At 67.2% G+C, this 22,252-nt stretch carries 20 protein-coding genes; 11 read left to right on the top strand and 9 right to left on the bottom strand.

All coding sequences use genetic code 11. From position 1 onward, the window contains the following. Positions 1-115: 115 nt before the first annotated feature. Genes AC51BJ_RS18580 through AC51BJ_RS18560 form a run of 5 tightly spaced genes read right to left on the bottom strand, consistent with a single transcriptional unit; the run spans position 116 to position 7,884 of the window. Positions 116-3,301: a putative bifunctional diguanylate cyclase/phosphodiesterase gene (locus tag AC51BJ_RS18580; protein ID WP_496281211.1), complete on the bottom strand. Its 3,186-nt coding sequence runs from the start codon at positions 3,299-3,301 to the stop codon at positions 116-118. After that, positions 3,298-4,134 carry a transporter substrate-binding domain-containing protein gene (locus tag AC51BJ_RS18575; RefSeq protein ID WP_496281210.1) on the bottom strand — a complete coding sequence of 279 codons (837 nt, stop codon included), beginning with the start codon at positions 4,132-4,134 and terminating at the stop codon, positions 3,298-3,300. Before AC51BJ_RS18575 ends, AC51BJ_RS18580 begins: the two co-directional genes overlap by 4 nt. Positions 4,135-4,165: 31 nt before the next feature. Then, positions 4,166-4,747: a poly-gamma-glutamate hydrolase family protein gene (locus tag AC51BJ_RS18570; RefSeq protein ID WP_430432747.1), complete on the bottom strand. Its 582-nt coding sequence runs from the start codon at positions 4,745-4,747 to the stop codon at positions 4,166-4,168. Between the two features lie 5 nt (positions 4,748-4,752). Then, on the bottom strand, positions 4,753-5,649 hold the full coding sequence (locus AC51BJ_RS18565) for a tetratricopeptide repeat protein (RefSeq protein ID WP_496281209.1): 897 nt from the start codon (positions 5,647-5,649) through the stop codon (positions 4,753-4,755). A gap of 6 nt (positions 5,650-5,655) precedes the next feature. Next, positions 5,656-7,884, bottom strand: a complete 2,229-nt coding sequence (locus AC51BJ_RS18560; RefSeq protein WP_496281208.1) for a UvrD-helicase domain-containing protein — start codon at positions 7,882-7,884, stop codon at positions 5,656-5,658. A gap of 135 nt (positions 7,885-8,019) precedes the next feature. Between AC51BJ_RS18560 and AC51BJ_RS18555 the strand changes: the two genes are divergently transcribed. The 6 genes from AC51BJ_RS18555 (at position 8,020) to AC51BJ_RS18530 (ending at position 15,233) form a co-directional block, all read left to right on the top strand. Beyond that, a complete protein-coding gene (locus tag AC51BJ_RS18555) occupies positions 8,020-8,949 on the top strand; it encodes a mechanosensitive ion channel family protein (RefSeq protein ID WP_496281207.1) in 930 nt (309 codons plus the stop codon). A gap of 94 nt (positions 8,950-9,043) precedes the next feature. Further along, entirely contained in the window at positions 9,044-11,677 is a 2,634-nt protein-coding gene (leuS, locus tag AC51BJ_RS18550; protein ID WP_496281206.1) for a leucine--tRNA ligase, read from the top strand. A gap of 14 nt (positions 11,678-11,691) precedes the next feature. Then, a complete protein-coding gene (locus AC51BJ_RS18545; protein ID WP_496281205.1) occupies positions 11,692-12,210 on the top strand; it encodes an LPS-assembly lipoprotein LptE in 519 nt (172 codons plus the stop codon). Between the two features lie 5 nt (positions 12,211-12,215). Further along, complete coding sequence (gene holA, locus AC51BJ_RS18540) at positions 12,216-13,220, top strand: DNA polymerase III subunit delta (protein ID WP_496281204.1); 1,005 nt, start codon at positions 12,216-12,218, stop codon at positions 13,218-13,220. 96 nt (positions 13,221-13,316) lie between these two features. Then, the gene (locus AC51BJ_RS18535; RefSeq protein ID WP_496281203.1) at positions 13,317-14,573 is read left to right on the top strand and encodes a glutamate-5-semialdehyde dehydrogenase; all 1,257 of its coding nucleotides are present in this window, start codon (positions 13,317-13,319) and stop codon (positions 14,571-14,573) included. A 63-nt stretch (positions 14,574-14,636) separates the two neighbouring features. Then, entirely contained in the window at positions 14,637-15,233 is a 597-nt protein-coding gene (locus tag AC51BJ_RS18530) for a MarC family protein (protein WP_430432740.1), read from the top strand. 43 nt (positions 15,234-15,276) lie between these two features. On the opposite strand, the gene AC51BJ_RS18525 is transcribed toward AC51BJ_RS18530, so the two are convergent. Beyond that, the gene (locus AC51BJ_RS18525) at positions 15,277-16,674 is read right to left on the bottom strand and encodes a FecR family protein (RefSeq protein WP_496281202.1); all 1,398 of its coding nucleotides are present in this window, start codon (positions 16,672-16,674) and stop codon (positions 15,277-15,279) included. A 9-nt stretch (positions 16,675-16,683) separates the two neighbouring features. Beyond that, positions 16,684-18,012: a tetratricopeptide repeat protein gene (locus tag AC51BJ_RS18520; protein ID WP_496281201.1), complete on the bottom strand. Its 1,329-nt coding sequence runs from the start codon at positions 18,010-18,012 to the stop codon at positions 16,684-16,686. Between the two features lie 199 nt (positions 18,013-18,211). Here AC51BJ_RS18520 and AC51BJ_RS18515 point away from each other — a divergent pair, with 199 nt between their 5' ends. Further along, entirely contained in the window at positions 18,212-18,793 is a 582-nt protein-coding gene (locus AC51BJ_RS18515) for a chalcone isomerase family protein (RefSeq protein ID WP_496281200.1), read from the top strand. Then, the gene (locus AC51BJ_RS18510; protein WP_496281199.1) at positions 18,790-19,341 is read left to right on the top strand and encodes a methylated-DNA--[protein]-cysteine S-methyltransferase; all 552 of its coding nucleotides are present in this window, start codon (positions 18,790-18,792) and stop codon (positions 19,339-19,341) included. The genes AC51BJ_RS18515 and AC51BJ_RS18510 overlap by 4 nt, the downstream gene beginning before the upstream one ends. Here AC51BJ_RS18510 and folB read toward each other — a convergent pair. After that, positions 19,280-19,639, bottom strand: a complete 360-nt coding sequence (folB, locus tag AC51BJ_RS18505) for a dihydroneopterin aldolase (RefSeq protein WP_019915410.1) — start codon at positions 19,637-19,639, stop codon at positions 19,280-19,282. The genes AC51BJ_RS18510 and folB overlap by 62 nt on opposite strands. A 63-nt stretch (positions 19,640-19,702) precedes the next feature. Between folB and plsY the strand changes: the two genes are divergently transcribed. Beyond that, entirely contained in the window at positions 19,703-20,320 is a 618-nt protein-coding gene (plsY, locus tag AC51BJ_RS18500; RefSeq protein WP_430432735.1) for a glycerol-3-phosphate 1-O-acyltransferase PlsY, read from the top strand. Between the two features lie 6 nt (positions 20,321-20,326). Here plsY and tsaD read toward each other — a convergent pair whose 3' ends face one another. Next, positions 20,327-21,337 carry a tRNA (adenosine(37)-N6)-threonylcarbamoyltransferase complex transferase subunit TsaD gene (gene tsaD / locus AC51BJ_RS18495; RefSeq protein WP_496281198.1) on the bottom strand — a complete coding sequence of 337 codons (1,011 nt, stop codon included), beginning with the start codon at positions 21,335-21,337 and terminating at the stop codon, positions 20,327-20,329. Positions 21,338-21,466: 129 nt separating this feature from the next. Between tsaD and rpsU the strand changes: the two genes are divergently transcribed. Both rpsU and AC51BJ_RS18485 read left to right on the top strand, forming a co-directional pair. Next, positions 21,467-21,679, top strand: coding sequence for a 30S ribosomal protein S21 (gene rpsU, locus AC51BJ_RS18490; protein WP_008061479.1), 213 nt, complete (start codon positions 21,467-21,469; stop codon positions 21,677-21,679). Between the two features lie 113 nt (positions 21,680-21,792). Further along, a complete protein-coding gene (locus AC51BJ_RS18485) occupies positions 21,793-22,248 on the top strand; it encodes a GatB/YqeY domain-containing protein (protein ID WP_020163306.1) in 456 nt (151 codons plus the stop codon). The last annotated feature ends 4 nt before the right edge of the window (positions 22,249-22,252 follow it).

Raw genomic sequence — 22,252 nt, 5'->3', positions numbered from 1 at the left:
ATTGCGGACTGCACGGGCAACTCGCTGAAATCGGACCGGGCCCGGAAGGCGGACCCGCGACCCGTCATTTTAGCGGGGGCGCCGGTCACCGCCTGAAAGGATTGGTGTCGTGCGTTCACTGCACGCGGGGCGCCGGACGCAGGAAGCGGCGTTCGAACTCGGCAGCGGTGAGCGGCTCGGCGTACAGATAGCCTTGGCAGGCGTCACAGCCGTGCGCGCGCAGCAGATCGCGCTGCCCCTCGGTTTCGACGCCCTCGGCCAGCACCGACATGCCCAACTTGTGACCGAGCGTGATGATGGTGTCGACCAGTTCGACCGCGCTGGCGTCGCCCGGCAGGTCGCAGATGAAACTGCGGTCTATCTTGAGCTTGTTGACCGGCAACCGCTTCAGGTAGGCAAGCGACGAGTAGCCAGTACCGAAATCGTCGATCGCCATGCGCAAGCCGAGCCGCTTGATCGCATCGAGGAAGTGACGCGCTTCGTCGCCCTGCTCCATCAGGCTGGATTCGGTCACTTCGAGTTCGAGCAGCGCGGCCGGAAAGCCGGTATCGCCGAGCAGTCGCTCGATGCGCCGTTCCAGCCCGCCGCGGCGGATTTCGGCAACCGACATGTTCACCGCCAGCGTGCCGAGCCGGTAACCGGCGTCGAGCCAGGCACGCCCCTGCCGGCAGGCCAGCTCGCGCACGCGCTCACCGAGCTGCACGATCAGTCCGTTGGCTTCCATGATCGGGATGAACTGCGACGGGCCGGCGTGCACGCTGGCCGCGGCGGACAGCCGTACCAGCACCTCGGCGCCGATCAGCGCGCCGTCGGACAGATCGACCAGCGGCTGGAAGCGCAGCTCGAATTCGTCGTTCTCCAGCGCGCGCCGCAGGCCGGTCTCCAGCGACAGCCGCCGCGTCGCCTCGTCGGTGTAGGCGTCGGTGTAGAAGCGCAGCGTGTTGCGGCCGCTCCGCTTGGCCTGGTACATCGCCGCGTCGGCGTCGCGTATCAGGTCCTCGGCGCTGTTGCCGTTGTCCGGGTAGAGGCTGATGCCTATGCTCGCCTGCAGATAGATGTCCTGACCGGAGGCCAGACGCACCGGTGCGCTCAGGTTGTCGAACACGCCCTGGGCGACCAGCGCCGCCTCGCCCGGCTGGTCGAGGTTTTCGAGCAGCAGCACGAATTCGTCGCTGCCCTGCCGGCCCAGCGTGTCCTGTCGGCGCAAGCGCGCGCGCAGGCGCTGCGCGACGGCAGCGAGCACCTCGTCGCCAGCGGCGTGGCCGAGGCCGTCGTTGATGGTCTTGAAATTGTCCAGATCGAGGAACAGCACGGCCACGCGCGTGCCGCGCCGCGCGGCCAGATCGATCGCGTGCATCAGGCGCGACTGGATGAGTACGCGATTGGGCAGGTCGGTCAGCGGGTCGTACTGCGACAGGTGATGCAGCATTTCCTCGGTGCGCCGCGCCTGCGTGATGTCGGTAAGCACGCTGACGCGGTGGGTCGCCCGGCCGTCGTCGTCGTGCACGGTGGCGCAGGACAGCCAGCCCGACCACGCTTCGCCGTTGCGCCGCCGCGCCGCCACCTCGCCCTGCCAGAAGCCGCCGCCACGCAGCGCGCGGTCAATGTCGGCATACAGCCCCTCGGCGCCCTCGACATCGAGCAGCGACACCAGCGTGCATCCCTCGGTGGCGGCCGGATCGAGGCCGTTCAGTTCGCAGAAGGCCTCGTTCACGGTGACCACGACGCCGTCGAGGTCGGTCACCACGACGCCGTCGCGGGTGCTGCGCAGCGCCGCCGCCAGCAGGCGCGCCGACTGTTCGGCGCGCGCGCGGTCGCGGTCGTCGCGCAGGCGACGCACCGCGAAAGACAGATCCATCATCACCTCGTCGAGCAGACGCGCTTCGTCCTCATCCTCCGGGTCGACCTCGCGCGCGATCAGGCCAAGCACCGCGACCACCTTGTCGTCGAGCCGGATCGGCAGGCCGACGTAGCCCATGCAACCGGCGGCCCGCGCTGCCGGCATCCACGCGTCGTCGCCGTCGAGCGCCGACAGACGACACAGCTTGCCGCTGCGCATGACCGCGGCGGTGACGCTGCCGGCGTCGGTGGACGATGCGCTGACCAGCTGCGCGCGATCGGCGACCGCGCTGCCGGCACTGGCGCGCAGTGCGAGCATGCCGCTGTCGTCGGCACGCATGATCCAGGCGAAGCGATAGGCGCCGAACTCGATGGCGACGCGACAGATGCGTTCGAACAGCTCGTCCTCGTCGGCCGACCAGACGATGGTCTGGTTCACCTGACTGAGGAAGTTGTACAGCCGACCCAGCGCCTGCACGTGCGCCTCGGCGCGGCGGCGCGCCGTCACGTCCCACGACACCCATACGACGCGGTCGCTGCCGGGTACCGGCGACACGCGGGCATCGAACACCACCTGCCGTCCCGCCAGTTCCAGCGTGTACTCGTAGGACTGCGTGCGCTGCCGCGCCAGCGCCTGGCGGATCACCGCGAGGAAGCGGCTGCTCACGTCGGCCGGGAATACCTCCTCGACGGTGCGACCGACCAGGGTTTCCGCCGGCGACGCGAGCAAGGCGCCGCCATTGCCGAAGGACTCGATGTAGCGACCGTGACGGTCGAGCATGAAGGCGATCTCGGGCAGGCTGTCGACGAAGGCGCGCAGGCGCGACTCGCTGCCGAGCAGCGCATCGACTGCGGCATCGCGACGCCGGTGCGCAACGTACAGATAGAACAGCACGAGCAGACCGAGCACCGCCACCAGCGCCAGCGTCGCCGTGTCGTGCTGGCGCAGCAGCCGGCGCTGTGCCGCCAGATGGCGCAGCAATGCGTCCTCGAGTGCGACGGCACGGCCATCGACCGCGCGCTGCGCCAGCAGCAGCGCGCTGCCGCCCGCCTCGAATCCGTCGAGCTGGCGTTCCATGATGGCGCGCGCATCGGCCAGCGCCGCCATGTAGGCATCGGCGGCCGCGGCCACGTCGCCGGCCACCGGCGCGCGCACCGAGAAGCCGGCGATGGCACCACCGCCGCTGCGCAGATCGCGCGCGGTGGTGAGGGCACGGTCCAGATGGGCAATCACACGGGTGCGCGGTATCGTCGTCGCGCCGGTCAGCAGGCGCTCGGTGTCGAGCTGCGCAAGCAGCGCGTAACGGCGCGACTGCGCCAGATTGTCGCGCGCGGTCAGCGCGGCAGCGAGGCTGTCGTCCCAGCGCACGTGCGCATAGCTCATCAGGCCCATGCAGGCGCACAGCAGCAGCGCCAGACCGAATACCGGCGGGCCGCCCGCCATTGCGCTGCGCCCGTTCATCGCTGTGCAGGCGCCGGCAGGTTGTGCGGACCGAAGCCGAAGGCCGCGACCAGCGCGCGATGCTCGGGCGAACCGAGGTAGCCGGCCATCGCCTCGTCGATGCGGCGTGCCATCGCCTCGTCCTGCGGACGCAGCGCGAAGGCGGGCCAGCCTGCTTCGCCACGCCCTTCACGCTGCGGCGGCCGGTAGGGCTGCGCAAGTTCGACACCGGTCAGACCGGATACCTTCAGCATGTGGCGCAAGGACACGTCGGACAGCGCAAGCGCGTCGGCCCGGCCCTCGATCACCGCCACCGCGGCGCTGGTCGCGTCGCTGTGCCGCTGAATGCGGGCGGCCGGCACGCCGGCTCGCTTGGCCACCGTCAGTTCGACCGCGCCGTCGATGACGGCCAGCACCGCATCCGGGTGCGCGGCGATGTCGTCGAGGCCGTGCAGGTCGAGCGGATTGCCCGCACCCACCAGCAGCGCCGACGACACCTGCGCGGTCGGCCGGGTGAAGCGTGCGCGCTGCGCGCGCTCGGGGGTCACGAACAGACCGCTGGCGACAATGTCGGCGCGACCGGCCTGCAGATCGTGCAGCAACTGGCCGAACTCGGTGTGGATGAACTCGACCTCGCCGAGACCCGCCCGCTTGGCCAGCACGCGTAGCATTTCGGGTGCCTCGCCGGTGACACGGCCGCGCGCGTCGATGTAGGCGAACGGTGGCTCGATCGAATACAGCGCACGCAAGGTCGGCGCAGCGCCCGATCGCGCCGTATCGTCGTAGATGATCCGGCCGAGCACCAGCGCGACGAGGGCAACGATGAATCCGGCAAGCAGGTAGGGAGTGCGCATGACGGGTTGCTGACGAGGTCAGCCTTGCATTCTAGCGTCGCGTCATGACCCGTCCATGCAGGGCAGCACGAACCGCGTCGATCACTGCCTTTTCGTAGCGACCGCCGCGCAGCCGGTCGCTCAGTTCGATCTGCACGCCGCGGCCCTGCCGCCCCCGGTTGCACAGATTGCGCGGGTCGAGGCCGGCGTAGCGATGGCCGCTGGTCTGCGCGAGCACGCCGCGTGCGTACAGGCGATCGGCCAAGGCACAGGCAAGCGCACGATCGCGGCCGCCGAGCAGCGCCCGCTCGCCGGTATCGGCCACGCCATGCACCGCCAGCACGGCGTCGCAGTCGGCAATCAGCGCCAGGGCGCGCGGCTCGTCGAAGCGGGTACTGGTGATGTGCAGTGTTTCGAAGTTCATCGCCGGCAACGCGCCTTCGAACAGGTAAAGGTCGAAGTCGTCGCCGGCGATCGCACGCGCCACCTCCGACGTGCCGCGCTCGATGCGCCCACCATGCGGCGCGACGATGGCGACCCCGCTACCGCGTCGCTCGACGGTGACGTGGTAGTCGATGCCCTCGCGATGCGCGGACGACAGCTCGGCGTAGCTGCGATGGCGGTCGCGATGCACGTCGTTCAGGGCTTGCCGGACAGGAACAGCTTCTCGATGCGCGCCATGCCCGGGTGATCGCGTCCCGAACGACGCAGTTCGGCGAAGTCCTCGCGCAGGATGCGGCGGAATTCGTCGGCGCCGCGCAAGGTCATGTTGGCGGCGTACACCTCGCGCGCATTTCCGATCTGTCCGTTCAGCAACAGCGCGTGCGCGTGGTTGATCTGCGCCGCCTTGAATTCCGGCGCGTCGTTCGGCACCTTGGTCGCCGCCTGCAGCACCTCGTCGTAGCGGCCGAGGTTGAGGCAGGCCCAGGACCAGGCGACCCAAACCGAATTGTCCTTGTAGCCGGCCTGCATCGCTTTCTCCAGCCAGCGTGCCGATTCGGCGTAGTCGGTCTGGGCACCACCGCCGCTGTAGATCGCCGCCAGATGGACATAGGCCGGCGCGTAGTTCTTGTCGGCCGCGCGCCGGACCCAGGCCAGCGCCAGTTCCGGCGCCAGCGGGTCGGCAGTGTCGGCTTCGATCATCTTGGCCAGCAACAGCATGCCTTCCGGGTCACCGCCTTCGGCCGCCAGCGTGTACCAGCGGCGAGCCTCTGCCGCATTGCGCTCGACGCCGATGCCGCTGGCACGGATCTGCCCGGCCACGGCCTGTGCCCGCGCCAGTCCGGCCTCCGCCGACAGCAGCGCCCAGCGTGCCGACTCGGTGTCGTTCTTGTCCAGGCAGGTGCCGAAGAAATGCCAGTCGGACATCTGCAGCATCGCTTCCGGCTCGCCCTTCTCGGCGGCGCCACGCGCCTCGGCCAGTGCCGTGTCGCACTCGCCGCGCAGGTGGGCGGTGCGCCACTGTTCCGACGCCGCGGCCGTGCCCGCTGCCGACAGCAGCGCTGCGAAACAGAAGAGGCGGACGCGCGCGCTCATGAGCAATCAGGCCGGCGACAGCTTGGCCACGCCGAGCGCCAGCCACTTGACGCCCGACGCACCAAAATTCACCTGGACCCGGGCGTCGGAGCCCGAGCCTTCGGCGTTGACGATGACGCCAGCGCCGAACTTGGCGTGGCTCACCTGTTGGCCGACGCGGAAGCCGCTGTCATTGACCGCCGTCGTCCGGCGACCGCTGCCGAAGCTGCGCGGATTGCTGCTTGCCGGTGCCGACGGCGCGGCACTGCTGCTGCCGAAGCCCCCGTAGCCGCGTGCGCTGGCCGGCGGCGTAAGCCACTTCAGCAGTTCGGCCGGAATTTCATCGAAGAAGCGGCTGCGCAGGTTGTAGCGGGTCTGGCCGTGCAGCATGCGCGACTGCGCGAACGACAGATAGAGCCGCTTGCGGGCGCGGGTGATGGCGACGTACATGAGCCGGCGCTCTTCTTCCAGACCGTCTCGCTCCAGCACCGAGTTCTCGTGCGGAAACAGGCCTTCTTCGAGACCGCCGATGAACACCACGTCGAATTCCAGACCCTTCGCCGAATGCACGGTCATCAGTTGCACCGCCGCCTGGCCGGCGTCGGCCTGGTGTTCGCCCGCTTCGAGCGAGGCGTGCGACAGGAAGGCGGACAGCGGATCGGGCGGCGCGGCTTCGTCCTCGGCCGCGACCTGGGCGTAGCCTTCCTCGGAAATGAAGTTGGCGGCCGCGTTGATGATTTCGTCCAGGTTGGCAACGCGCTCCTGACCCTCCTTTTCAGTCAGGTAGTGCGCGCGCAGGCCGGACAGTTCGAGCACCTGCTCGACCATTTCCGGCAGCTTCAGCCCCTCGCAGGCGAAGCGCAGCTGATCGACCAGCTTGATGAAGGCGCCGACCAACTGCGCCGCCTTGCCGGTCAGGAAATTCAGCGCGCCGTACAGGCTGCTGCCGTGCGCCTGCGCGGCGTCCTGCAGCTGTTCCAGCGAACGCGCGCCGATGCCGCGGGTCGGGAAGTTCACCACGCGGGTGAACGCCGTGTCGTCGTGCGGATTGGCGATCAGCCGCATGTAGGCCAGCGCGTGCTTCACCTCCTGCCGCTCGAAGAAGCGCAAACCGCCATAGACGCGATAGGGAATGCCGGCCGAGAACAGCGCGTGTTCGAGCACGCGCGACTGCGCATTGCTGCGGTAGAGCAGCGCGATGTCGTCGCGCGCGGTGCCGTCGTGGATCAGCGCCCGGATTTCCTCGACCACCCAGCGCGCTTCCTCGATGTCGTTGAAGGCCTCGTACACGCGTAGCGGTTCGCCATGACCGGCTTCGGTCCACAGGTTCTTACCGAGGCGGCCGCTGTTGTGCTTGATCACGGCATTGGCGGCGTCGAGGATGTTGCCGTGCGAGCGGTAGTTCTGTTCCAGCCGGATCACGTTGTCGACATGGAACTCACGCTCGAAGTCGCGCATGTTGCCGACCTCGGCGCCGCGGAAACGGTAGATGCTCTGGTCGTCGTCGCCGACCGCCATCACCGCCGCCTGGCCTTCGGTGCCGAGGCCGGCCAGCAGCTTGAGCCAGCGGTACTGCAGCACGTTGGTGTCCTGGAACTCGTCGACCAGGATGTGGCGGAAGCGGCGCTGGTAGTGCGCGCGTATCGGTTCGTTGCGCTGCAGGAGTTCGTGGCAGCGCAGCAGCAGCTCGGCGAAATCGACCACACCTTCGCGCTGGCACTGCGCCTCGTAAGCCTGGTACAGCTCGACCCGCTTGCGCGCGAAATCGTCGAAGGCTTCGACCTCGTGCGGGCGCAGGCCCTGCTCCTTGGCCGAGTTGACGAAATACATCAGGTCGCGCGCCGGAAACTTCTCGTCGTCGATGTTCAGCGCCTTCAGCATGCGCTTGATCGCCGACAGCTGGTCGGCCGAATCGAGGATCTGGAACAGCTGCGGCAGCCCGGCCTCTTTCCAGTGCGCGCGCAGCATGCGGTTGCACAGGCCATGGAAAGTGCCTATCCACAGCCCGCGTGCATTCATCGGCAGCATCGCGGTCAGCCGCGCCAGCATCTCCTTGGCCGCCTTGTTGGTGAAGGTGACCGCAAGAATGCCGTGCGGCGACACCTGGCCGGTCGAAATGAGCCAGGCCAGACGCGTGGTCAGCACGCGCGTCTTGCCTGACCCGGCGCCCGCGAGGATGAGCGCCGACTGCGACGGCAGCGTGACGGCCTGGAACTGCTGTTCGTTCAGACCGGAAAGAAGCGGGTTGGATGTCATGCGGCGGATTCTACCGGGCTGCCTGCCGACGGTCGCGCCCGCGGACGTGTAGTCCTCCTCCTACAGCGAGGAACCGGCCCCGGGCAGGGTGGTCGCGTCTAACCCGGACAACGCAAACAGGGAGAGACCACGACAATGAACGACTGGACACAGACCGCCGCCTGGCTGTACGCATGGGCGGGCGACCGCCTGCCTCAGGTGCTTGACCTCGCGGTGAAGCTGTTCCTGATCCTGCTGCTCGCCTGGATGCTGCAGCACCTCGCCCGGCGCTCGATACGTCTGATCCACGAAACACTGCGCCGGCGCACCGACTGTGCGGAAGACATCAAGCGCATCGACACCCTGGTTCGGGTCGCACGCTACGCGGCATCGGTGGTCATCCTCGTGCTGGCCGGCGGCATCGCGCTGAGTGCGCTGGGCATTTCGGTCGCCCCGCTGCTGGCCACCGCTGGCGTGGCCGGCATCGCCATCGGCTTCGGTGCCCAGTCGCTGGTGAAGGATCTGTTCTCGGGGCTGTTCGTGCTGCTGGAAAACCAGATCCGCGTCGGCGACATCGTGGACATCGCCGGACACGGCGGCGTGGTCGAAGAAGTGACGCTGCGCTATGTGCGCCTGCGCGATTACGAGGGCAATGTGCACTTCGTCCCGAACGGCGAGATCACGACGGTCACCAGCCGCTCGCGTGAATTCGCCAATGCAGTGATCGATGTGCGAATGGCGCCGACCGACCGGGTGGCCGACATCTACGCCATCATGTTCGACGTCGCCAAGGCGATGCGCGAGGACGAGCACTTCGGCGCCCGCATACTCGGCGACCTCGAAATAGCGGGCGTGGACCAGTGGCAGGAATCGGCGCTCATCGTGCGGGCACGCATCCGTGTCGCGGCGATGGCGCAATGGGAGGTGCGGCGCGAATTCCTGCGGCGGGTGAAGGAAGCGTACGACGAGCGCGGCCAGACCTTGCCGCTACCGCATCTCACGCTGCGCTTCGCCGACGACGCCGAAACCCTACTGCGCGAAGTGTCGCGCAGCAGCCCGGCGACACGCCGGACGGCTCCGGCCTGAGCCTGCCCGGTAACGGGGCCTCGTTTTCCGGCGGGCGGAGGCCCGCCGGGCCTATAATTGCAGGTTAGCGTTCATTTCCGCCGCATCCCGCCTCATGTCAGAAAAACAGACCCCCGCCTACACCCCGTCCGAGGTCGAAGCCGCCGCGCGCCGCTACTGGGACGACAGCCAGACCTTCAAGGCCGTCGAGGACGCGTCGAAGCCCAAGTACTACTGCCTGTCGATGTTCCCCTACCCGTCGGGCAAGCTGCACATGGGCCATGTGCGGAACTACACCATCGGCGACGTACTGACCCGCTTCCACCGGATGCGTGGCTACAACGTGCTGCAGCCCATGGGCTGGGACGCCTTCGGCCTGCCGGCCGAGAACGCGGCGATCAAGAACGCGGTGCCGCCGGCGAAATGGACCTACGACAACATCGACTACATGCGCCAGCAGCTCAAGGCGCTGGGCTTCGCCATCGACTGGAGCCGCGAACTGGCGACCTGCCAGCCGTCGTACTACAGGTGGAACCAGTGGCTGTTCCTGCGCATGCTGGAAAAGGGCATCGCCTACAAGAAGACGCAGGTGGTGAACTGGGACCCGGTTGATCAGACCGTGCTCGCCAACGAACAGGTGATCGACGGCCGCGGCTGGCGCACCGGCGCGCTGGTCGAGAAACGCGAGATTCCCGGCTACTACCTCGGCATCACGCAGTACGCCGACGAACTGCTGGACGATCTGGACACGCTGGACGGCTGGCCCGAGCGCGTGAAGACCATGCAGGCCAACTGGATAGGCAAGAGCACCGGCGTGCGCTTCGCCTTCAGCCACGACGTCCGCGATGACACCGGCGCGCTGATCGACGACGGCCGGCTGTGGGTGTTTACCACCCGCGCCGACACCATCATGGGTGTCACCTTCTGCGCGGTCGCCGCCGAACATCCGCTGGCCACCCACGCCGCCCGCAACAACCCGGAACTGGCCGCCTTCATCGAGAAGTGCAAGCACGGCTCGGTGATGGAAGCCGACATGGCGACCATGGAAAAGGAAGGTCTGCCGACCGGCCTCACCGTCGTGCATCCGCTGACCGGCGAATCGGTGCCGCTATGGGTCGGCAACTACGTGCTGATGAGCTACGGCGACGGCGCGGTGATGGCGGTGCCGGCGCACGACGAGCGCGATTTCGGCTTCGCGAAGAAGTACGACCTGCCGATCCGACAGGTGATCGCGGTCGGCGACAACGTCTTCTCGACTGACGCCTGGGCCGAGTGGTACGGCTCGAAGGACGGTGTCTGCGTGAATAGCGGCAAGTACGACGGCCTCGGCTATGCCGCCGCGGTCGATGCAGTGGCGGCAGACCTCGCCGGCAAGGATGGCGAGAAGAAGGTGCAGTGGCGCCTGCGCGACTGGGGCGTGTCGCGCCAGCGCTACTGGGGCTGTCCGATTCCCATCATCCACTGCGATCACTGCGGCGACGTGCCGGTGCCGGACGACCAGCTGCCGGTGGTGCTGCCGGAGGACTGCATTCCGGATGGCTCGGGCAACCCGCTGCTCAAGCGCGACGACTTCATCAACGTCGCCTGCCCGAAGTGCGGCGCCGCGGCGAAGCGCGAAACCGACACGATGGACACTTTTGTCGATTCGAGCTGGTACTACGCCCGCTACTGCTCGGTCGGCAACGACGCGGCCATGGTCGATGAGCGCGCCAACTACTGGATGCAGGTGGACCAGTACATCGGCGGCATCGAGCACGCCATCCTGCACCTCTTGTACTCGCGCTTCTGGTCCAAGGTGATGCGCGACATGGGCCTGATGACGGTGAAGGAACCGTTCGCCCGTCTGCTCACCCAGGGCATGGTGCTGAACCACGCCTGGCTGCACAAACCTGAAGGCGGCGGCAAGAACTACTACTGGGAAAGCGAGGTCGAGGTCCAGCGCGACGCCAAGGGGCAGATCACCGGCGGCCGGTTGAAGGCCGACGGCACCGTGCTCGAGCACGAACTGACCACGATGTCGAAGTCGAAGAACAACGGCGTGGACCCGCAGGCGCTGATCGACCAGTACGGCGCCGACACCGCACGCTTCTTCATGATGTTCGCCAGCCCGCCGGAACAGACGCTGGAATGGAACGACGCCGGTGTCGAAGGCGCGCACCGCTTCCTGAAGCGCGTATGGAATTTCGCCCAGGACTACACCGCCGAACTGCGCGCGCGAGTGCCAGCCGCGTCGACGCTGGGCAAGGCCAAGCTGCCGGCCGCGCTGGCCGACCTGCGGCGCGAACTGCATCTGGTGCTGAAGCAGGCCAGCTACGACCTCGGCAAGCAACAGTTCAACACGGTCGCCTCCGGCTGCATGAAGATGCTCAACGCGCTGGAAAAGGCACCGCGCGACGGCGCCGAAGCGGCCGAGGTGATCGGCGAAGGCCTGTCCATGCTGCTGCGCGTGCTGTCGCCGATCTGCCCGCACATCACGCACGTGCTGTGGCGCGACTGCGGCTTCGGCGACGACATCCTGAGCGCCGAATGGCCGGAGCCGGCCGACTCGGCGCTGGTGCAGGACGAGGTCGAACTGATGCTGCAGGTCAATGGCAAGCTGAGGGGCAGCCTGCGCGTCGCCGCCGATGCGGCCAAAGACGCCATCGAGGCGGCGGCGCTGGCCAACGAGTCGGCGCAGAAGTTCATGGAAGGCAAGCCGGCGAAGAAGGTGGTCGTCGTGCCCGGCCGTCTGGTCAATATCGTGTGCTGAAGCAGGAGATACCCGTGAGCGCCCCCGCCAACCCGTCCCGCCGCAGCCTGCTGCTCGCCGCCGCCGCCGCGCTTCCGCTGGCGGCCTGCGGTTTTCACCTGCGCGGTGTACGTGATCTGCCTTTCCAGACGCTGTACATCAACGGCAGCCGCAGCAACACGGAGCTGACCACGCAGATCCGCCGCGCGATACAGACGCAGAGTTCGACCCAGGTGGCGGACGAACCGTCAGCTGCCGACGCCATCGTCGACATCACCGAGAACAAGGTCGAAAAGGTCATCCTGAGCCTGAACTCGGCCGGCCGCGTGCGTGAATATCAACTGCGCCAGCGCTTCTCGTTCCGCGTGCGCGATCGCAACAATGTCGAGATCGCGCCGGTGTCGTCGATCGAACTGCGCCGCGACCTGACCTACAGCGATACCGAAATGCTGGCCAAGCAGCAGGAAGAACAGGTGCTGTACGACGAAATGCAGTCCGACCTGATCCAGCAACTGCTGCGCCGCCTGCAGGCGATCAAGCGCAAACCCGCCTGAGCGCGATGCAGCTGCGCGCCGAACAGCTCGACGCCCACCTGAAGGGCACGCTCGCGCCGCTCTATGTGCTGCACGGCGACGAGCCGCTGCTGGTGATCGAGGCGGCGGACGCCATCCGCGCCGCCGCCCGCGCGCGCGGTTTCAGCGAGCGCGAAGTGCTGGTGGTGACGCAGTACTTCAAGTGGTCTGCGCTGGCCGAAGCGGCTGGCAACATGTCGCTGTTCGGCGGCGACAAGCTGATCGACCTGCGCATTCCGACCGGCAAGCCGGGTCGCGAAGGCAGTGACGCACTGGCCCGCTACGCCGCAAACCCGCCGGCCGGCACGATCACGCTGGTGACGTTGCCACTGATGGACTGGAAGGCGAAGAAGAGCAGCTGGTTCGCCGCGCTGATCGAATCCGGCATGGAACTGGAACTGAACGCTCCCGGCCTTGCGCGTCTGCCCGCCTGGCTGGCCGGCCGGCTCGCCCGCCAGCAGCAGAGCGCGACACCAGAAGCACTGGAGTTCATGGCCGGCCACGTCGAAGGGAACCTGCTGGCGGCAAACCAGGAAGTGATGAAGCTCGCGCTACTGCATCCGCCCGGTGAACTTTCTCTCGAACAGGTGCGCAACGCGGTGATGGACGTCGCCCGTTACGACGTCGACGACCTGCGTCAGGCGCTGCTCGCCGGCGACGCCGCGCGCGCCAGCCGCCTGCTCGACGGCCTGCGCGCCGAGGGCGTGGCCGCCCCGCTGGTGCTGTGGATCATCGTCGCTGAACTACGCGTGCTGGCGACCGCGCGTGCCGAAATGGATGCCGGCCGCAGCGCCGACGACGCGCTGGCCGCGGCACGCATCTTCGGCGCCCGCCAGTCGCCGTACAAGCGGGCGCTGCAGCGCCTGTCCTCGGCCGCCACCCGAACTGCACTGATGCAGGCCGCGCGGCTGGACCGCATGATCAAGGGCGTGGCGCGTGGCGACGTGTGGGACGAGTTCCTGCAGATCGCGCTGCGACTGTGCGCACGCTGAGCGTTGCCGACTGGCAAGTCGCCGCGCTTTCTGCTTTCATCCGTGTTTGGCCGCCGTTTCCATAAGGTGCGCGGCTCGGGCATTTCGGGAATCAAGATGGACATCCAGGACTACATGAACACGCTGGGCCGCCAGGCCCGCGCCGCCTCGCGCATCGTGTCGCAGGCTTCCACCGCCGCCAAGAACGACGCACTGATCCGCATCGCCGTACTGCTGCGCGAGCGCGCACCGCAGCTGCTCGAAGCGAACGCGGCCGACGTCGACGCGGCACGCGCCAATGGCCTGGACGCAGCGATGATCGACCGCCTGACGCTGACCGCCAAGGGCGTCGAAGCGATGGCCCAGGGCCTGGAACAGGTCGCCGCCCTGCCCGACCCGGTCGGCGAAATGACCGACTTCAAGCGCCGCCCGACCGGCATCACGGTGGGCAAGATGCGGGTGCCGCTGGGCGTGATCGGCATCATCTACGAAGCACGGCCGAACGTGACCGCCGACGCCGCCGCGCTGTGCCTGAAGAGCGGCAACGCCGCCATCCTGCGCGGCGGCTCCGAAGCCGCGCGCTGCAATCAGGCGGTCGCCGCCTGCGTGCGCGAAGGGCTGGTCGCCGCGGGTCTGCCGGACACTGCGGTACAGGTGGTGGACACCACCGACCGCGCCGCGGTCGGCGCGCTGATCACGATGCCGCAGTTCGTTGACGTGATCGTGCCGCGCGGCGGCAAGGGCCTGATCGAACGCATTTCGCGTGAAGCCAAGGTGCCGGTGATCAAGCACCTTGACGGCAACTGTCACGTCTATATCGACGAATTCGCCGACGACGACAAGGCGGTGCGCATCGCCGACAACGCCAAGACCCATCGCTACGGCACCTGCAACACGATGGAAACGCTGCTGGTGCATGTCGCTGCGGCACCGCGCGTGCTCGGTCGACTGGCCGACATCTACCTCGGCAAAGGCGTCGAACTGCGCGGCTGCGAGCGCGCGCGCGCATTGGTGCCGGCGATGAAGGCGGCGACCGACGAGGACTGGGCGACCGAATACCTCGCCCCCATCCTCGCGGTGCGCATCGTCGATTCGCTGGACAACGCGATCGAGCACATCAACCGCTGGAGTTCGCAGCACACGGACGCCATCGTGACCGAGAACCACACGCGGGCGATGCGCTTCATCCGCGAGGTCGATTCAGCGTCGGTCATGATCAACGCCTCGACCCGCTTCGCCGACGGCTTCGAGTACGGGCTGGGTGCGGAGATCGGCATCTCGACCGACAAGATCCACGCCCGCGGCCCGGTCGGTCTGGATGGGCTGACCAGTCAGAAGTGGGTGGTGCTCGGCGACGGCCACGTGCGCAGCTGAACCCGCTGACGGGACGGCACGCCCTCCCGTCACCCCTAGCCCCCAGCCCCCAGCCCCCACGAATTGTCCGACAGCTTCCTCTCCGCCAGCATCCTGCTCCTGCTGCTGTTCGATCCGTTCGGCAACGCACCGGTCATGACCGTGCTGCTGAAGGACGTACCGACGGCGCGGCGTCAGCGTGTCGTGCTGAGGGAGTGCTTCTTCGCTTGGCTGGCGCTGCTCGCCTTCATGTGGGCCGGCGAATCGGTGATGAAGGTACTGCAGCTGTCGCAGACCTCGCTCGGTATCGCCGGCGGCGTACTGCTGTTCCTGATTGCGCTGCGCATGATCTTTCCGCAGCCGGCCGGCGTGTTCGGCGAGTGGGCCGGCGGCGAACCCTTCGTCGTGCCGCTGGCGATTCCGCTGATCGCCGGGCCGTCGGCGATGGCCATGGTGATGCTGCTGGTGTCGCGCGAGCCGGACCGCTTCTGGACCTGGACCGGCGCGATGAGCGCGGCCATGGCGGTCACCGCCTGCGTGCTGCTGGCGGCCGGGCCGCTGATCCGCCGGCTGGGTGAGCGCGGAACCTCCGCACTTGAGCGACTGATGGGCCTGCTGCTGTGTGCGGTCGCCGTCGAAATGCTGCTGACCGGCATCCGCAGCTTTGCCGGATCACTCTGAGCGGCGCGCGCCCGGACGCTGGAGCGGCCGGATGGCGCGCCCGTCAGTTGCCCAGACCGAGCGAAGTCTGCGTGAACACCGCCGCGCCGCTGACCTTGTTGATGCCGCCAATGCCGCTGTCGAAGGTGTAGACCATGCCGGCGCGCTCGGCCCCTGCGCCGGCGAAGAAGCCATGGAAACTGCCGCTCGGCGGGCTGAACGAACATCCGCTGCAGTTCGAGAACGAACCGGAGAAGGCCGCGGTGCCGCTGTTGATGCTGCCCGACCCGGTCAGCCCGAAGGTGGTAGCGCTGACCGTCACGTTCATGCCGACGCTGAGCGTGTAGGCCGAGAAATCGGCGATCATGGACCCGCTCACCGAACCGCCACTCGCACCGCCAGTCGTGGTCGGCGTGGTGTAGCCGCTCAGCGAATAGGTGCCGGTGGCACCGCCCAGCGCGGCCAGATCCGGCGTCGGCTTGCCAGCGATGTAATGTACGTCGAGCAGCGTGTCGCCGGCGCAGTCGAATTCGCCGGAACATGAGCCGCTGGCCCAGCGTCCCCAGCCGATGATGCCGTCCTGATGTGCTTCGGCAACCGAAGACGCCTGGATGTCACCGTTCGAATTCGACGCCGAGACCAACGTGCTGCCCTCGAAGGACGCGGTCGCCGAATCCAGCATCACCATGCCGCCATAGCCGCCGTACTGATCGACGTACTGGCCATAGACGTAATAACCGTCACCGGATTGCAGACTGCCGCCCGCATAGCCGTCCAGCACGTCCAGCCCGCCGCCTTCGCTGCGGTTCTCCGACACCAGGAAGGTGTCGTCGCCTTGCGGCGGCGTCAGGTTGCCGCTGTTCGACGGCGGCGGGGGCGGCAGATCGGTCTTCACTTCGGTGATGACTGGCGGCGTGCTCTGGTCTGCGACATAGGCGCTCTGCCCGTCGGACACCGTAAGGCAGCCGCCTCCATTGCAGACATCGACCGCGCCATCGCCGGTCGTCACGTTGATGCTGTTGCCGTAGACGACAGAAAACTCGGTGCCGCGGATGCCGATGGTTGCAACCGAAGTGGTGAGCTTGTAATTGCTGCGGTTGCCCTTGCCGACCAGACCGGTGATGGTGCGCAGGCCGCCCTTGATCAGGCTGAAGAAGCCACGGTCCTCGGTCGGCTTGCCGGCGAACGCGTACTGGTCGATGCGGAACTGGGTCTGCGGCTGAAGCGACACCAGCGAGCCGTCGGTAAAGCGCATCTGGGCGCGCCCGCTGCCGGTGTCGACGGTGTCGCCGCTGCCCACTTGGGCGCCGCGCGCCAGCACGCGGCTGCTGCCGTCAGCGGCCAGCGCGCGCACGTCACCCGACGTGAATTCGACACGCGCCGCGTTATCGGCCAGCGCGTGCAGCGGAAACGCCAGTGCGATTGCGAGCGTCAGGCGCGCGGGAGTGAAGGGTTTCGCCATGGCGCTCTCCTAGAACGTGCGACGCACGGCGAACTGAGCGACGCCGCGACGGTATTCGTTGAGATTGATGCTGGAGTCATTGCGCACCAGCGACACCGAAGGCGTGAGCAGCCACTGCTTGGCAAAAGCATAGCTCGCGCCCAGTGACAGCGAAGTCAGATTATCGTCGCGCACGCGGGCGAAGATCGGATCGACATTCTTGTACTCGCGCGCCTCATGCGCCAGCGCGCCGAACAGCATCCAGCGCTCGTCCAGCGTGTGCTGGGCGCCGACGCGGAAGCCGATCACGTCGTTGGCCGCGATGTTCACGCCCGAAGGCAGGTCGTTGCGCCCGGTTTCGGCGCCGAGATAGAAGCTGCCGAACAGCATGGTGCGATCGTTCGGCAGCACCAGGGCATGTCCGACGCCATAGATGTTGCGATTGACGTCGCGCACGTCGTTCGTGCCTTCGTAACGCAGTCGGCTCTGCTGGGCGAACACGGTGGTCTGGTTGCGCGCGTCGTGCGTGTGCTGCCATTGCAGCGAGCCACCGGTGTAGTCGCGCAACTTGTCGTCATCGACCTCGAACATGCCAAGCTGCAGCGCTGCGGTGATCCGGTTCGCGCCGCGCGACCACGACACGCCGGCATTGCCGTCCAAAGCGGTCGTGTCGAAGCGCGACTCGCCGCCATTGAAGCGCGCCGCACCGGTGGCGCCGGCGAGGAAGGCCCATTCTCGGTTCAGCGGCACGCGTGCAGTGACACCGCCGGACAGCGCACTGAACCAGGCGTCGCGACTCTGGCTGGCGGGGTCGAGCAGGAAGGCGCCGAGGCCGGGTACCGCGACCGCGTTCTGCGAGGTGGCGCTGTTCACGTTGGTGTCACGTCCGACCGCCGCTTCGACGAAACCGGCGAAAGACGGCTTGCCTGCGTCCGGCGCGCGGTCGATGGCCGACAGCAGGCGATCGATCGCGCGGGCCACCTCGGGCGGTACGTTCTGATTGCGTACCGTTTCCAGCTCACGCCGGGCGCCGACCGATTCGCCGAGCGCCAGATAGGCACGGCCGATCTCGGCACGGGCGCGCGCATTGTCCGGTTGCACGGCAAGCACGCGTTCGAGCGCGAACACGGCCAGCGTATGCCGCCCAGTTTCCAGCGCCGAAATGCCCAGCAATAGATCGAACTGCGGATCACCGGCCCGCTCTGACTCCTGCGGCGACAGCAACTGGTAGGCCGCGGCATGGCGACCGGCCTCGATGTGCGCGGCCGCCTGTTCGGTCAACGATTGGGCTTGCGTGGCGACCGAGGCGCCCAGCAGCAGTGCAAACAGCAGCGGATGTGTTCTTTTTTGTGCGCGCATGCGCCCTCCTTGTTGTCGTATGACCGACAACTGACTGACCGTAACGGCCGGATGATTGCACTTCATTGATTGAAAAACAATAGCTTGCGGAGTCTTATTAAGGTTGATTCCTGAAGAAAGCCGTCATTTCTCACATCTCGCGAGCACGATCAGTGCCCGTCCGCCGGATAATTCGAGACCCGAAACCGACGGAGTCCCCATGAATCTGCGCGCATTGTGTTTCGTGTCGATGTTGATGCTCTCCCCGGTCGTCACGGCCATCGAAGTCGAAGGCACGCGTTTCGATCCGACGACACGCCTGTCCGATTCCACACTTCAGCTGAACGGCGCGGGCGTACGCACACGCTTCATCATCAAGGCCTACACCGTCGCGCTCTACCTCGGCGCGCCGGCCGACAGCCTGGACGCGGCAATGGCCGCGGCAGGCCCGAAGCGTATCGAGATCGTGCCGCTGATGAGCTTTTCCGCAACGCAGTTCACCGAACCGCTGGTCAAGGGCATGAAGAAAAACCTGCCGCCAGCGGAATTCGAAGCGATGCAGCCGCGCATCCGCGCATTCGTCGACGATCTGATGGCGGTGCAGGAGGTGAAGAAGGGCAGCCGCATCGGCCTCGAATGGCTGCCCGGTCGCGGCACCCGCGCCGCGATCGACGGCAAGGAGGTGAGCAAGACGGTCGAGGGCGACGATTTCTACCGTGCCCTGCTCGCCATCTGGATCGGCCCGAAGCCGACCCAGGACGACCTGAAGCAGCAGTTGCTCGGGGGCAGGCAGGCGCAATGATGAAGGACTCCGGCGCGGCCGACTGGGAGGCGGTAATCGTGGCGCCCGGCTTCGCACTGGGCATCCGCACCACGGACGATGCGCTCACGCTGATCGAGTTCCTGCCGCCGCAGTCGCCGCAACCAGCGCGCACGCTGCTGGCGGCCGAAGCCACACGCCAGATCGACGCCTACCTGCGCGATGCCCGGCATCGCTTCGATCTGCCGCTGGCTCCCGGCGGCAGCGCACACCAGAACGCGGTGTGGGCGGTGATGCAGCAGATCGCGGTCGGCGACACGCTGACCTATGGGGAGGTGGCGCATCGCATCGGCTCCGCGCCGCGTGCCGTCGGCGCGGCCTGCGGCGCAAATCCGCTGCCGGTGGTGATTCCCTGTCATCGCATCGTCGGCGCGGGTGGCGCACTGGGCGGCTTCGCGCACGCAACGCAGGGCTTTCTGCCCGGCATCAAGCGCTGGCTGCTGGCGCACGAGGCCGCGACGCGCGAATTCATGCTGTCGGGGAACGCCCCCGCTCTATCGTCACGCCGACCTGACGCACGTCCTTCATGATGCCGGTCTTGGCGATCGAAATCCGGACCCATGACGCGCGGAAGTCGTTCAGCATCATGTTGATGACGAACTCGCCCAGCGTTTCGAGCAGATTGAAATGGCGCTGCGCCAGTTCGGCGCGGATGCGATTGACCACTTCGGCGTAGTCGATCGTGTCGTTGATGTCGTCGTTCTGAGCCGCGGCGTCGGGCACGCCGAAGGTCATGCTGATCTCCAGCTGCTGCGTGTGCGCACGCTCGCGCGCGTAGATGCCGACCGATGCGGTCACCTTCATGCCTTCGATGAAAATACAGTCCATGTCTGCCCAGTTGCCCGTGTCGAACTAGAATTGCCGGATTCTACGTCCGACCCGTCGCCCATCGTGAATTCAGCTTTCAGCATCGCCATCGCGATCGCCCTCGGTTACGCACTCGGCTGCATCCCCTTTGCCGTCGTCAGCAGCAAGCTGTTCGGCCTCGCCGATCCGCGCACCTACGGCTCCGGCAACCCAGGCGCCACCAACGTGCTGCGCTCCGGCAACAAGAAGGCCGCGCTGCTGACGCTGATCGGCGACGCGCTGAAGGGCTGCGTCGCGGTATGGCTGGTGCGCGCGCTGGGCATGGGTGAAAACGCCGCACTGCTGGCGGGCGTGGCGGCCTTCGTCGGCCATGTCTTCCCGGTCACGCTGGGTTTTCGCGGTGGCAAGGGCGTGGCGACCGCAGCTGGCGTGATGCTGGCCGCCGAACCGATGGTGGGACTGATCGCGCTGGGCATCTGGCTGGCGGTCGCGCTGCTCACCCGCTACTCGTCGCTCGCCGCGCTGGTGGCTGCATGCAGTGCGCCGATCAGCGGCCTGCTGTATACGCAATCTGCCGTCGTGTGCGGAGCGCTTGCCGCGATGTCCGGGCTGCTGATCTGGCGCCACGCGGACAACATCCGCCGGCTGATGAATGGCACCGAAAGCCGCATCGGCGGCAAGAAGGCCCAGAACGCGGGCTGACCCCGCTCAGAGCGTGTCGAGCGGCCAGCGCGGCCGTACCGCGATGGCGTGTTGCGACGACGACGTTGCCACGCCCGCTGCCAGCCGCTGCGCGCCGGCGAAGGCGATCATCGCGCCGTTGTCGGTGCACAGCGCCAGTTCCGGATAGAACACGCGCCCTTTGCGCTGCGCCAGTTCGACGTCGAGCCGCGCGCGCAGACGCCGGTTGGCACCGACCCCGCCGGCCACCACCAGCTGATTCAGCCGGGTCTGTCGCAACGCGGCCAGCGACTTCGCGACCAGCACATCGACCACCGCTTCCTGGAACTCGGCCGCCAGATCGGCGCGTCCGGCCTCGTCGAGGCCCTTGTTCACCGCATTCAGTACGGCCGTCTTCAGCCCGGAGAAGCTGAAATCGAGATCGCCGCTGCCGAGCATGGGCCGCGGCAGCTTCAGACGCCCCGGCGTACCGTGTTGTGCCAGCGTCGCCAGGTGCGGTCCGCCCGGATAGGGCAATCCAAGCAGCTTGGCCGTCTTGTCGAAGGCTTCGCCGGCCGCGTCGTCCAGCGTCTCGCCGAGCATTTCGTAATCCCCGACCGCCGACACGCGCATCAGCTGCGTGTGGCCGCCGGACACCAGCAAGGCGACGAAGGGATAGGTCGGTGGGTCGGCCGACAGCAGCGGCGACAGCAGATGCCCTTCCAGGTGATGAATGGGGATGGCCGGCCTGCCGAGCGAGAAGGCAAGCGATTCGGCGAACGCCGCACCGACCAGCAGCGCGCCGGCCAACCCCGGTCCCGCCGTATAGGCGATGGCGTCGATATCGCCGGCGGCAATGCCGGCTTCGGCCAGCACCTGGCGATACAGCGGAACGATGCGCCGCACGTGATCGCGCGACGCCAGCTCCGGCACCACGCCGCCATACGCCTGATGCAGATCGATCTGCGAGTGCACGGCGTGCGCGACCAGACCCCGCCGGTCGTGGTACAACGCCAGCCCTGTTTCGTCACACGACGATTCGATGCCAAGTATCCACATGCGACGCATTGTACTTGCGCGCCCCGCAAATCGGACTTGGCACATCGCCGGCACCGAGATATACTCGCCGGCTTTCCGTTATGCGTCCGCTCACATCGAGCAGCGGACGCGCCATTGAGGGCTGTTTGTATGCCGGGTATTCGCGTCAAGGAAAACGAGCCGTTTGAAGTTGCGATCCGCCGCTTCAAGCGCACCATCGAAAAGGCTGGCACGCTGACCGAACTGCGTTCGCGCGAGTTCTACGAAAAGCCGACGGCCGAGCGCAAGCGCAAGCTGGCTGCCGCCGTGAAGCGTCACCACAAGCGGCTGCGCAGCCAGACCCTGCCGCCGAAGCTGTACTGATTCGCCGGGCCCTGCAAGGCTGCAGGGCTTGAACCCAAAAAGCCGGATGCGCAGTGACGCATTCGGCTTTTTGTGTTTGTTGCTTCCCTTCAACCGCCGCCGCGAGTGACACCATGAGCCTGAAGGAACAGATCAGCGAAGACATGAAGACCGCGATGCGCGCCAAGGACAGCGCGCGTCTGGGCACCATCCGCCTGCTGCTGGCCGCGATCAAGCAGAAGGAAGTGGATGAGCGCATCGTGCTCGACGACGCCCAGGTCACCGCCGTGATCGACAAGATGCTGAAGCAGCGCCGCGATTCAATCAGTCAGTACGAAAGCGCCGGCCGCCAGGATCTGGCAGACGCCGAGAAGTTCGAACTCGAGGTGCTGACCGCCTACATGCCGCAGCAGATGAGCGCCGACGAAGTACGCGCCGTCATCGCCGAGGTGATCGCAGCGGTGGGCGCCGCCGGCCCGGCCGACATGGGCAAGGTGATGGGTCCGCTGAAGGCGAAACTGGCCGGTCGCACCGACATGGCGCAGGCTTCTGCGCTGGTGAAGGCCGCGCTGAGCGGCAACGCCGGCTGAGCGA

This window comes from Methyloversatilis sp. S146-33 (assembly GCF_059552495.1).
Note: the sequence above shows the minus strand (reverse complement) of the source record. Positions and strands in the feature narration are given on the sequence as shown.